This window comes from Methanosarcina sp. Kolksee, from assembly GCF_000969945.1.
Lineage (GTDB): Archaea > Halobacteriota > Methanosarcinia > Methanosarcinales > Methanosarcinaceae > Methanosarcina > Methanosarcina vacuolata.
This window is the reverse complement of record NZ_CP009524.1, coordinates 1,530,629-1,543,293: the sequence shown is the minus strand read 5'-3', so window position 1 is coordinate 1,543,293 and position 12,665 is coordinate 1,530,629. Positions and strand designations below refer to the sequence as shown.

The window sequence follows — 12,665 nt, the reverse complement described above, 5'->3', positions numbered from 1 at the left end:
TTATTGAGATTTCCCCTTATGCAAACTCATTTGTCTGTGAAAAGTCATCTTTGGCGTTAGTTTTTAAGTTTACAGTTTCGTTTCAACGGTTTCGTTTCAACGGTTTCGTTTCAACGGTTTCGTTTCAACAGTTTCGTTTCAACGGTTAAGCTTATTTCAAAGCTGTTTAATCTATTCTTCTCAGAAATCTAGGAGAAAAAAATCACTATCAGTACGACTTAAAGTTTCTCTTGTTCTTAAAGGTAAAGGAGTTAGCCCACTACTCTACAGGAAAAACTACAAAACTTTTTTTTTTAAGCAGGAGTATGAAATTGAATGAACTTATTCATATTAACCGCGGCAAAAGTTATATATATTTCTTACTTTTTGTAAGAGGTCAGGTTTTTCTAAGTGAACTTTGCATTAAGCAAGCTCCCACTGATCAATATAACTGCAGAAGCCAATATAACTGCAAAAGCCAATATAACTGCAGGCGCATTATGAGCATCGTTTTATTAAAATGGAATTTATCATGGTCTGGTTAATTGATTCTTGAAACTCTTCTGAAAAATATCCGGCTCCAATGTTCTGGTTTAAATGTACAGGATCTACATAGATATCAGTGGTTGACGTGCAGTTCATATAGTTACCTGCATAGTTATTGTACAGACAGTTATTTTCAAGCGTAATGGTATGTGTTTCAGGCAAATAATTAGTTACTCCATACCCGGTTCCATCTGGATCTTTTTTGCGTTGTTTGGTATTTGCGATAATATTATTGCGAGCAGTTGTTGTATATCCTGTACCTTTAGGTGAAAGGTCAATGTGGCCTGAGTTATTATATGTGGGATAAATGTGAGTACCTGTAGGGTACATCTGAATAATTGCACCATGATATACCCCATCAAAGGTATTGTTTTCAATGAGGGTATCGTAAAATCCGCTTGTCACTATACCCCCTACCCAGTCAATATTAGGATTAGTGCCGGTTTTGTATAAAATATTGTGATGAATGTATACATTTTTAGCCTCATCTCTTGGATAAGACCTACAACAGCCTATCAACCAGATTCCAGGTCCATAAGTATTCTGAATAGTATTATTGTATACTTCTACGTCGTTAACGACAGCTGTTGTTTTCTCAATCAGAATTCCAGGTCCGCCCGCACTCCAGTGGTAAAAGGAATCTATAAGGTTATCATGGAATTTTACGTGGTTAGAATTCCTTGATCTAAGACCGCAGTCAGTCCTGACTGTTATGTTATTATTCCAGCCCTCTACATTCTGGCAGTTTTCGGCAAAAAGCCCGTTATGCCCCATTTTATATACACTGTTATTGTAAAACTTGATATTGGAACTATTGTCTACTTTCAACGCCTCTCCATGCCCATCGTGCATATACATATTATGAATTTGAAGGTCTCTGGAGTTGCGGAAATGAATCATGTTGTAATATCCATACCCTTTCGGCTTATCCAGATTGTTGTCGTGATTTCCGTCGATTTCAAATCCTTTTATAGTAACCCCATGTATTTCGGTACTGTTAATCTGCGTTATAAGGGGCTTAAATACTGGCCAGTCTGCCCTGTCTATAAGTTTAATTACGGCTGTAGGGTCTCCTTCCAGGGTAGTATTATTTCCGATGAAAATAGTATCTGATATAAGGTATGTGTTCGGCCCTTTCAAATGAACGGTTGTGAACTGCGGGTTTTCTGCAACATATGCAAAAGCTTGATTTATTTCCACCTGATCATTGCTCCCATCGCAGGTGAAGTTCCCACTCCTATCGCCAGTTACCCATACAGTCACATTTGATGGCGTAAGTGAAGAGGTATTTGATGGTGTAAGTGAAGAGGTATTTGATGGTGTAGGCGGAGATCTGGACTGTATTAATATGTAAACAATTATTAAATCCAGTATAATCAAGAGAATGAAAATTGTAATGTAAAATCTTGTTTCTGTCCAGTTCTGCCGTATATACCTGAGACACCTTCCAGTCATTTTACTCCCCACCCCAAACTTATGTAATTTATATTAGTTGAATCATTTATTTTTAACTAACACTTATTATATAGCGAATATTATTTTAAAATACTTTATAAAAAATGATTCAACCGCTTAAGTCTTATAACCTTAACTTCTCCCTCGTGTGGGGAATAAACCAATTCAAGGATTATGTCTGATGTTGTTGTTTTTTAATGCCATTTGTATCCTCTTCAAATTTAATGGAGTTTCAACCACAAAAAAATACAATAGTTGTTCCATTTTTGAGCTTTCCTCATCATATTTTGGAGTAGGAAATGAAACTTGAAGCTTTAATACAATAGCTGGCTTCACTGGACATTAACCTGGTGAAATATAAAGATAAAAAGCGAAGCGTCTTAACCTGGCGTTGACAGAAATATAAAATAAAGTTGAAAGCAAGAATTCGTCTGGGAGATACTTTTAAAGAAGTGGGTATCAAATTAGATTAGAGATTTTAAAAGCTAATTTGAGACACTAATGTATTAGGTTAATTATATAACCAACTTAATATTAAAGGAGCACAAACAGTATTATCAAGTTTTCTTTCATTGGATATTCCTTTCTTTCAAAATATTGATATATCGATAAACTCATCCTTGCAGAAAATTGAACAATAAGGTCTTAATCATTTCTTCGAACTATCGGTCAGGGCACCCATGCATCAGAAAAAAGAAAAACACCAGCCTTCCAGCTCGCAAAAACATATAAGAAACAGTCCAGATAGAAGCAGCCAAGACAGAAAAGGTTCGCAAACCCTTGGAAAAGGGACAAAAAATAAGTCTATGAACTTTAAAGAAAAAACCTCTGCAAGGAAGAGCTCTGGATTTGAAAAGCCGTCAGAAGTGATAACTTTTACAAAGAAAAAGTCCTCTCCACGTTTCGAGTATGAAGACGATAAAATTTTCTGGTGCGGAAAATGTAACCTTCCTCTGATAGGGGAAGAATGTGGAATATGCGGCAGCAAAGGAGAAGTCCTTCAGCTCTCCCAACCTGCTGACGTCCGTTTTTGTTCTCCTTACGAGCGAGAAGTCATAGACAGGCAGCTTCACTCAGCTTTTGGTTGCAATCCCCTTGGAGATAAGCTCATTCTTCTAAACAAAATTCCAGGAGAAGACAAAACTGATGAGGTACTCGTAGATGGTTTTATTTTCGGAATTCTCCGGTTTGAGCTTTCAAAAATGGATTACAGTTTTGAACCTTCCCTCCAGGGTGCAAAAATTCTCCTTAAACATGCCAGAGACAGGAAAGTCAAGCTTAAGAAAACAAATCGGCACCTTAACGGAAAAAGTGTCACAGTAGAATCTATTGAAGCATTTGACAGCAATATAAAAACAGGAGACTTTGTCCTTGTTACTGCAGGCAGCCTGACAGGTTATGGGGTTTCTTATATTGACGGCGCGGACTTTTCGGACCTGAAAAACCTGCCTGAGCCCGAGAACCGGACTGAATTGAAACTTTCCACCGGAGCCGAAACAAAAGTTCTCAGGATCAGGAAGGTTGACAGCAGTGAAGCGTCGCTTCGCCCTGAGACTCCTGATCTTGCGGCATGCATAGAAGCAAACAAAAAGCATCTCCAGGCGCTTGGGAAGAACGCAATCAATACTATTCGCGGAATTATTTCCAGGAAAGAATACCGAAAGCTACCTGTCTATGTCTCTTTCAGCGGCGGTAAAGACAGTCTTGTGGTGCTTGACCTGGCGCGGTCTTCCCTTAAGCAAAGGGAGCTAAAAGCTTTCTTCCTGAACACCGGGATTGAGTTTCCGGAAACTATCGAGTTTGTACGAAACTTTTGCCGGGAAAAGGAAATTCCACTCCTCGAAGCAAATGCAGGTTCCGCTTTTCGAGAGCAGGTCGGAAAATTCGGGCCTCCTGCAAAGGATTTCCGCTGGTGCTGTAAGGTCTGCAAGCTGGCATCAGCAGGGGATTTCGAGACAGGAAAAGAAGCATCTTCTCAAGAAGGGACTATTGGCGGCGTGGCTTATCTCACAATTGATGGCAAGCGCAAGCACGAATCTTTCTCAAGGGCAAGGATTGCAGCAAGTGAGACGAATCCTTTTGTCCCTGCCCAGCTCAACATCTTTCCCATAAGGGATTGGAAGGCAATTGAGGTGTGGCTTTACATACACTGGAGACAACTTTCCTACAATCCTCTCTATGACCTTGGCTTTGAAAGGGTAGGCTGCTGGCTTTGCCCATCCGCCCTCGCTGCCGAGTACGCCAGGGTGAAAGACCTGCACCCTGAAATGTATGCGAAGTGGAACGCTTTTCTGATGAAATGGGCAAAGTCCAGAGGGCTTTCCGAAAAATTCGTAGAGCATGGGTTCTGGCGCTGGAAAGAACTGCCTCCCAAGATGCTAAAACTGGCCGAAGAGTTAGGGATCTCCGTGCTTGCCAGAGAAAAAACTGAAGACTTTGAAATTGAAGTCGTGTCAGGAATTTCTCCCTGCCGGGCAGGCGGCTATTCAATAGAAGCAGCTGTGAAAGGTATCAGGGAAAACGAAGCTGCAGGTTTTATCAATGTCCTCGGAAACACGGTTTATGCGGAAGACCTCGGGATGTTGCTGGTCAAAACCGGGACCGGAACTGTAAAGTTTTTTTCGAACGGGAATCTGCTTGCAAGTTCGGAAACAAAGGAAAAAGCGATTTCACTTTTTAAAGAAGCTGCAAAGCAGTTTACAAGGCTTTCCCGCTGTACCGGATGCGGGATTTGTGTAAAAGCCTGTCCGGTCGGGGCGGCTTCTCTCGAAGAAAAAACGCCGCATGTAAACGAAGCCTGTATCAGATGTGGAAAATGTACAGAGTCCTGTGTGGTAACCAGATATTTTGATAAACTTGTACCTGATCTGAATCAAAAGTTAAAGGTGTGATTCATCAGAAATCCGAATTTCACATCTCTGTGATATTTTTAAATAGTTTCTAAATATATTTAGATATTACACTTTTTAATTAAGTTTAGATCTCACATTTTTATCATATTCCCACAAACTTGATTTAAACCTGTGTATAATTCATTTACTCAAACGGAAACTAAAAAATGAAATTGAGCCAAAACCCTGACGGAGTAAGTCAGATCATAGCCAGCCGATGGAAAATAGGAGCAGCACTGGCGGTAGCGTTGCTTCTGTACTTTGCGTTTCTAATTCTGCTGCCCCTCGCAGATGGAATCGTACTGGGCATAGTCTTTGCTTACATTGCCAGGCCTATCCGGGTAAAATTCAAAAAGCACAGAAAAATAGGAGCTCTTATTGCCAGTCTGTGCATATTCATCCCTATAGTGTTTATTGTAGGGGCAGGTATTGTTGAGATCCTTAACCAGGTTTCCTGGATTATTGGACATAAGACGGCAGTTGCGGCAGTGATTCTGGATTTCATAAACTCTCTGAACGTTCCGGATAGAATCATAGAAAGTATTAATTCTGCCATCTGGGACCTCTTTACCTCGTTACTCCCTGCAGTAGGCAGTATAGGGCTTCTTTCATATGCCCAGAGTATCGGTCTATTTGTCATTAATTTTTTAATCTCAATCATTTTCTGCTATTTTATACTCGCTGATGGGGATCGGCTTTACTGCGCATTTCTTGGCGTGATACCAAAAGAGTACAAAGAAGTTGTAAACCGTTACGCGCATCATCTTGACATGATCCTTAAAGGAATTTTCATAGGCAATGCCTATTCTGCTCTAATAGTCAGCGTAACCTCGGTTATTGTTTTCTACTCTTTTGGTTTTTCCCATGTGCTCGCCCTGGCGACCCTTATCTTCATAGCTTCAATAGTTCCTCTTTTTGCTGGGTACATGGTGCTGGTGCCTCTGGCTTTAATGCGATATTTTGAGTTGGGGTTTAAAAGTGCAGCCGTTTTCTTTACAGTATCCTCTCTTATTATCTACGGTCCCCCAGAGCTGATTCTCAGGCCCTATCTGACCAGCCTGCAATCCAAGATTCACCCGATGCTGCTTATGCTTGCCTTCCTTGGCGGGGCTTTTGTCGGAGGAATTGCAGGATTTTTTGCAGCCCCTATTCTTCTCGGGGCTCTGGTTGCGGCTTACAGGGTTTATCAGGACCACACCCATCCCGAAATTGTCGAGACCTGCACAGACCTCAAGAAAGTGGGACACCCAAGTAAGGCTGACTCGGAAAAGTAATTCCTGAGTAAAATTCAGAAAATGTACCGAAAAACATCTGAAATCCTGAAGTTTTCCATTATATGCTCAAAAGTATCAGTCGAAAGGGATTATTTTATATCGTTGAAGGATATTAGGACTGTCATATATTCTTCTTTACCCCTTTAATCAAGATCTACTGACGGTACAGACCTCAGTTAGTCTTATATAAATCAACTATTTGATTCAAAAGAAAACAGTTCGGGATAAATTCCAAACCGAGGCTAGTTCGGGATAAATTGAAAACTGAAGCTAGTTAGGGAAAAATTAAAAACCGAAATAAATTCGGGACAAAACTCAAACCGAAACAAATTCGGGACAAAACTCAAACCGAAATAAATTCGGAACAAACTTCCACACCGAATAAATCGAACATAGGTGATAGAATGCAGTTATTGCTCATTCACTCTGATTATATTGAATACGAAACCAAAAAACAAACTCCAGTTGCTGAAAAAATTGAAGAGTCCTTAAAGTCCGGCAGGCTTGAGGAAGCACTTACCGCTTTTATGGCTGTTGAAAGTGTAGATGAGGCAAATCCTGAGGAAACTATAGAAAAGGCGGTTTCCGAACTTGAAAAGGTAGCTACCCAGGTCAAAACCGACCGTATAATGCTCTATCCTTATGCTCATCTAAGTTCTGACCTTTCTTCTCCGAAAGTTGCAGTAAAGGTACTCAAAGGCATAGAGACTGCGCTCTCAGGAAAATACGAGGTCAAACGTGCTCCTTTCGGGTGGTATAAAGCTTTTAGTATCAGCTGTAAAGGGCACCCGCTTTCCGAACTCTCAAGGAGCATACGCCCTGAAGGAACTCAAAAATCAGCAGGCAAAGTAGAAGCAACCGGGGCAAAAGAAGAGGTTGTTTCCGAAGCCCTTAAAGCCGAAGGTACGGCAAAGTCTTACTGGCGCATCCTTACTCCTGATGGAGAACTTCACGAAGTTGAGAATTTCGACCTTACGCCTTATCCCAAACTCCAGCAGTTTGTAAACTACGAAATTTCCAAGAGCAGAGCTGTTGAGCGTGCTCCTCCTCATGTGGAGCTTATGCGGAGGCTTGAGCTTGCAGACTATGAACCAGGGTCTGATTCAGGAAACATGCGTTATTATCCGAAAGGGAGGCTTATAAAATCCCTTCTTGAGAATTATGTGCTTGATATCGCAACCGACTTTGGGGCAATGGAAGTTGAAACTCCTATCATGTATGACATGAACCATCCGACTCTTAAGAAATATCTGGACAGGTTCCCTGCAAGGCAGTACTCCATTGAGTCAGACAAGAGGCAGATGTTCCTGCGTTTTGCAGCCTGTTTCGGGCAGTTCCTTATGAACCATGACATGACGATTTCCTACAGGAACCTGCCTCTTCGGATGATCGAAATGACCCGCTACAGTTTCAGAAAGGAACAGCGGGGAGAACTTGTGGGCTTGAGAAGGCTCAGGGCTTTTACCATGCCTGATATGCACAGCCTTTGCGAGGACATGGACCAGGCTGTAGACCAGTTCAAAAAACAGTATGACCTCTGCATTGATGTGCTTGAAAATGTAGGAATCCATATTAAGGATTATGAAGTAGCCATCCGCTTTACCAGGGACTTTTACGAGTCGAATAAAGAGCTTGTAGTCAATATGGCAAGGACCGTCGACAAACCTGTGCTTGTTGAAATGTGGGACACCCGCTTCTTCTATTTCGTGCTCAAATTCGAGTTTAACTTCGTAGACGCTCTTGCGAAGGCAAGTGCACTTTCCACGGTTCAGATTGATGTCGAAAACGCCGAAAGGTATGACATTTCTTATGTAAACGCTGACGGCAAACTGGAAAGGCCTACCGTACTTCACTGCTCTCCAAGCGGGGCAATCGAACGCTGCATTTACGCCCTTCTCGAAAAAGCTGCAATGGAAACCGAAGAAGGAAAGGTTCCTATGCTGCCAGTGTGGCTTTCTCCTACCCAGGTCAGGATTGTGCCAATCTCAGAAAAACACGTCGCTTTTGCCGAAGAGATTGCACAGAAGCTGGACTGCAGGGTTGACATTGACGACCGCGACCTGTCAATAGGAAAGAAAGTGAGGGAAGCAGGCAGGGAATGGATCCCTTACGTGGTTGTTATTGGAGATAAAGAAGTCGAGGATAACACCATTAATGTAACCATTCGGGCTGAATCCGAACAGAACAAACCTAAAAAAGTTCAAATTACTACGGAAGAACTTAATGCCCGGATTAAAGGTGAAATTGCAGGAAAACCATACAGAAAACTGCCCCTATCAAAATATCTTTCTGAAAGGCCAAAGTTCGTTTAAACGTATTAAGATTTTATGAACTTAATATTGTATAGACTCTTCTAAAAAAATAAATATGTTCTAAAAAAATAAATATGTTAAAAAAATAAATATGTTAAAATGTTCTGAACCCTTCCAAATAAGTTTTCGGAAACTGCCAGAGGAAACAAAAATTACCTGTTTGCCTGTTTCTTCTGGCTTTTTAGCATAACATATATATTGACGTAATTCTTATTATTGAAAGAGGATTCCTTTTAAATAAAAGTAGTTATAGGTTTGTTTTTCTCCGTTTCTGGACGAAAAGATCCCGATCTAAGCATTTTGGAATGAAATTTTTACTAAATGGAATTTTTACTAATTATTTGTAATTTATGGGGAGTTACTTCTTATTGAGTTTATAATTACATGCAGAATTTCCTTTTATAGGTTATACCAGTTTCCCAGAAACCCTTTGTAAGGAACTTTCTGGTTTTGATATCAAATTTTTACATTGACAAGTTTAAGGACAGCGTAACTGATGACAATTTCAAATGAGACCGCAGTCAGTATGGAAACCGTCGAGCTTGAGCCCTTGAGAAAAGATAAAAAGAAAATTTTTGAGGATATTCTAAAATATCTCCAAAACAATCAGAGAGGCTACATCAAGGTTCCTACAGGCTGGGGTAAAACCTTTCTTTCGAAACATATAATGAAGAAGTACTACGACGAAGGAAAAGTTGTGCTTTTCCTTGTCTCGAGAAATAATCCTCTTCTTAGCCAGACCTATTATGACAGGAAGAAAAAACGTCCCCTTTTTCCCAACAGCGCACTTCTCTCGTCCGAACATAAGGTGGACCGAAAAGAACTTGCTGAAACTTTGAGGTTTTTTGGGAAGGAAAAGGATAAAGGTTTTGTTCTTTTTGCCTCGCTTCAGACCGTACTTGGAAAACAGAGCTCTGAGATCAAGAACCTGATTCTTGAACTTGCCGACCTTGCAATAGTGGATGAGATCCACAATTTCATTAACAATCGAGGAAACGATTTTCTCAATGAATTGGGGGACAGGACAAAAATCCTGGGAATGACTGCAACTCCATTCCAGGGAGTTGTCGGGAATGTCAAGTTCGTGGATGAAATTGCAGGGGATATGAGGGAGGTATACGCAAAAACCCTTCCTGAATGCATCCTGGACAACGAACTTGCCCCACTTAAGTACACGATTGCCGAGAGTTCTGAGGATATCTTTGAAATCTTTGATTTTGAAAGAGGGCTTGATGAACTTGATAAGCAGGACCTTTTCCTTGACTGCAGTACTCCTGACAAGTTGAAAAAGGTAATTCGAAGAACTCAGCTTGCAAAAAATGTGTACGATTCTCTGATAAAACACAAGCATGCAAAAACACTCGTCTTTTGCGCCCCTGTGAGGAAGCGTGTCTATGGCGTAGGGGCTGAAGGTGAGGAAATTAATGCTTTCCATGCAAAGCTTACCTCCTCGGTTTTCAATGGGGAAATTTCAGTTCCGGAATCCGAAAAGGATCCTGAGCCTATCCTGCCCTTAAATTTTGAGAATTATACTCCTGAAGGCGAGTTTCGGGATACGGTTTTTATAAGCTCGGAGCTGTCTAAAAATGAACAAAGTGACATTCTTGCAGCTTTCAGAGAAATGGGAAAGCCTCCTTATGTGCTGTGCACCGTAGGCATGCTGATTGAAGGTTTTGATTTCCCGGGACTTGAAGCCCTTGTTTTGCTGCGTCCTACCCTGAGTATGCGGCTCTTTGAACAGCAGGTCGGAAGGGTGACAAGGCTTTCTTCAGTCTCAGGAAAGCAACAGGGCAATATTTTTGAGATTTCGGATAGCATTGACTCTCTCTACCAGCGCTTTGGAGAAGGCGTTTTTTCCGGGGAAAAGGTTGACCAGGTGCAAATGCTCCAGCCCGAGATCCGCCTTGAAGAACTTTTCTCAGAGGGCGATGCAGCAAGAGCAATCGAGGAAGGAAAGATAGAGATTAAGAAAGTAGAACTTGGCTTTCAAGGAAAGGGAAAAGGGAAAGGAAACAGAAAAGTGGCTCAGTTTCGTGAAATCCCGGTAAGGCTTCCTCCGACGTCCATAAGGGCAAAGTATTTTTCGCGTCTGCTCGCACTGACCGAGGAAAAGGACATAGGAGCTTTTGAGCGGGAAAAGCGGGAACTTATGCGAGCTACCCTGAGATTTCGGGTCAGAGAATTCAGGGATGCAGAAGAGCTTGCAGAGCTTGCAGGCAATATAAATAGGCTCAAGAGAGAAGCTTATGAAGACCGCAGGCTAGGGGATGTTTCAAGGCAGCATAAACCCAAGGTTTTCGGGGAAGTAGAATGGCTGCTGAAACTTCAGGCCCTGAACTCCCTCAAGTATAACGGTGGGCACCTCTCGATGCCTGAGAAAAACCAGATTTTAAAAGCTCTGAACTTCGATCCCGATTTCCGAAAGATAGATAACCTCAGGCTTAAATGCCTGAAGCTCGGTTCGGCTCAGAAGACTATCCCTGAACTTGTAAAAGTGCTGGGGTTCGTAAGCCGCCTCTCGTCTTCGGAAACCTACCAGTTCCTCGACAAGAAGAAAAAAGAGCGCTGGAAAAGGGAGTTCCTGCCTGCGGTTTACTGGGGTTTCTGTTTTATAGATGATTCTCCTGAACTGAAGGAGCTTTTTGAGTCTACGGAATGGGACAGGCGGGTCAAAAATATTATCCGGCAAAAATAACATGAGGTTTCCTGACAACTGATGGCTTCCACACTGATGTTTTCTGACCCGGTGATTGAGATTATTCAAAGCACCAAGAGAACATCAAGAGATCATCAAGAGACCATCAAGAAGCAGGAATCTTTTGTTTTTCTCTTCTTCGCCTTGCAGGACAGAATCGGCTCGCCAGCCGGATAAATACTTAATTTGACCCCGGAAACCGGTTGTTCCCTGTTATCTGGTTGATATTATTTTCAAATGCTCGTAAAGTAGTTTTCAGGTCCTTTTTGTTTTGAAACTCAGTGCAAATGGAGCTTATTTGCATTCCTTGCACAAAAACGCAACCATTTGTCATACTGAATATTTAATCAGGATAATTTCAACCATGCAATACTGGACGACTAAAGAATCAATTGTCTCTAATTCGATATTTAGGGTTTTATCGTTTTTCCTTTTAAACACCGAATATAATATGGTGAAAAACAAGTTCAATAACCTTAATTTTAAAGAATTTTAACTTTTGAAAAAATAACGCCTTAAATAACTGAACCTGGATTCTTGTAACTTTCTAATTATGGCATTACTATCTTTTTGAAAAGCTTTATATAGACAACGATTTATAAAAAATTAAAAACTGATAGTAAGATGACGACTATGTTCCATGAAATACCTGACCTTATGAAGGAACGAATGAATTACCTTGAGCTTATCGATAAAGAAGATAGAACTGATGGAACACCGAAATCACAAAGGCTAAGACAGATCCCACCTGAAACCGGCGAGTTTATTGCACTCATGCTAGCCGTTTCCCCTGACGGGATAGCTATGGAGATAGGTACAAGTGCAGGTTATTCATCCATGTGGCTTGCACTCGCTTGTATAGAAACAAATCGTAAATTAATCACTTTCGAAATACTGGAAGAGAAAGTGAAATTGGCACGTGAAACCTTCTCAAAAGCTGGACTGGAGGACATCGTAGAACTCGTACATGGAGATGCTGGATACTTAATAAGCCAATATTCTGGAATATCCTTTTGTTTCTTAGATTGCGAGAAAGAGTATTATCTTAACTGTTATGAGGAAATCATACCTAAAATGGTTAGAGGTGGCATATTGATAGCTGACAATGTGATAAGCCACGCTGATACGCTCAAGCCGTTTCTTGACTGTGTGTATAATGACCACCGAGTCGATGCAGTACTTATCCCACTTAAAAATGGTGAGCTGGTTTGTCGGAAAAAATGAGTTTACCAAAGATGACGAGCAGTCTATAATTTATGAGGATATTCACACAAAATAATGAAGAGCCAAGATTGATTTATATAGCTATACCAGAATTCTGCATTTTACAGGTGAAATATTAGAGTTGGATAATGAGCCGAATTGATTGAACAACATCACAGAAAAGCTGGATAGGAAGAAGGATAGTAATTTAGCAAAATGGAGTTTAAATTGAGTAAAATCCATTTTTAGGCAAAAATAGGGTGTATTTTTGATGGGAAAATTAAAATTAATTATTTTTCCAAGAATAAAG

Annotated in this window: 8 protein-coding genes; 6 read left to right on the top strand and 2 right to left on the bottom strand. The window is 40.9% G+C overall.

The genetic code is table 11. The features are described 5' to 3' along the window. Positions 1 to 477 precede the first annotated feature (477 nt). Both MSKOL_RS06430 and MSKOL_RS19865 read right to left on the bottom strand, forming a co-directional pair. Positions 478 to 1,980, bottom strand: coding sequence for a right-handed parallel beta-helix repeat-containing protein (locus tag MSKOL_RS06430; RefSeq protein WP_048154512.1), 1,503 nt, complete (start codon positions 1,978 to 1,980; stop codon positions 478 to 480). Positions 1,981 to 2,145: 165 nt separating this feature from the next. Next, on the bottom strand, positions 2,146 to 2,316 hold the full coding sequence (locus MSKOL_RS19865) for a hypothetical protein (protein WP_156150982.1): 171 nt from the start codon (positions 2,314 to 2,316) through the stop codon (positions 2,146 to 2,148). 344 nt (positions 2,317 to 2,660) lie between these two features. Between MSKOL_RS19865 and MSKOL_RS06425 the strand changes: the two genes are divergently transcribed. The 6 genes from MSKOL_RS06425 to MSKOL_RS06405 all read left to right on the top strand — a co-directional run bounded on the left by MSKOL_RS06425 (position 2,661) and on the right by MSKOL_RS06405 (position 12,376). Next, positions 2,661 to 4,871, top strand: a complete 2,211-nt coding sequence (locus tag MSKOL_RS06425; protein WP_048154510.1) for a phosphoadenosine phosphosulfate reductase family protein — start codon at positions 2,661 to 2,663, stop codon at positions 4,869 to 4,871. 167 nt (positions 4,872 to 5,038) lie between these two features. Next, the gene (locus MSKOL_RS06420; protein WP_048154508.1) at positions 5,039 to 6,145 is read left to right on the top strand and encodes an AI-2E family transporter; all 1,107 of its coding nucleotides are present in this window, start codon (positions 5,039 to 5,041) and stop codon (positions 6,143 to 6,145) included. 404 nt (positions 6,146 to 6,549) lie between these two features. After that, on the top strand, positions 6,550 to 8,457 hold the full coding sequence (locus MSKOL_RS06415; RefSeq protein ID WP_048154505.1) for a threonine--tRNA ligase: 1,908 nt from the start codon (positions 6,550 to 6,552) through the stop codon (positions 8,455 to 8,457). Between the two features lie 496 nt (positions 8,458 to 8,953). Continuing rightward, a complete protein-coding gene (locus MSKOL_RS06410) occupies positions 8,954 to 11,152 on the top strand; it encodes a DEAD/DEAH box helicase (RefSeq protein WP_048154502.1) in 2,199 nt (732 codons plus the stop codon). A gap of 21 nt (positions 11,153 to 11,173) precedes the next feature. Continuing rightward, entirely contained in the window at positions 11,174 to 11,329 is a 156-nt protein-coding gene (locus MSKOL_RS19860) for a hypothetical protein (protein WP_156150981.1), read from the top strand. 447 nt (positions 11,330 to 11,776) lie between these two features. Continuing rightward, positions 11,777 to 12,376, top strand: a complete 600-nt coding sequence (locus MSKOL_RS06405) for an O-methyltransferase (protein ID WP_231592498.1) — start codon at positions 11,777 to 11,779, stop codon at positions 12,374 to 12,376. The last annotated feature ends 289 nt before the right edge of the window (positions 12,377 to 12,665 follow it).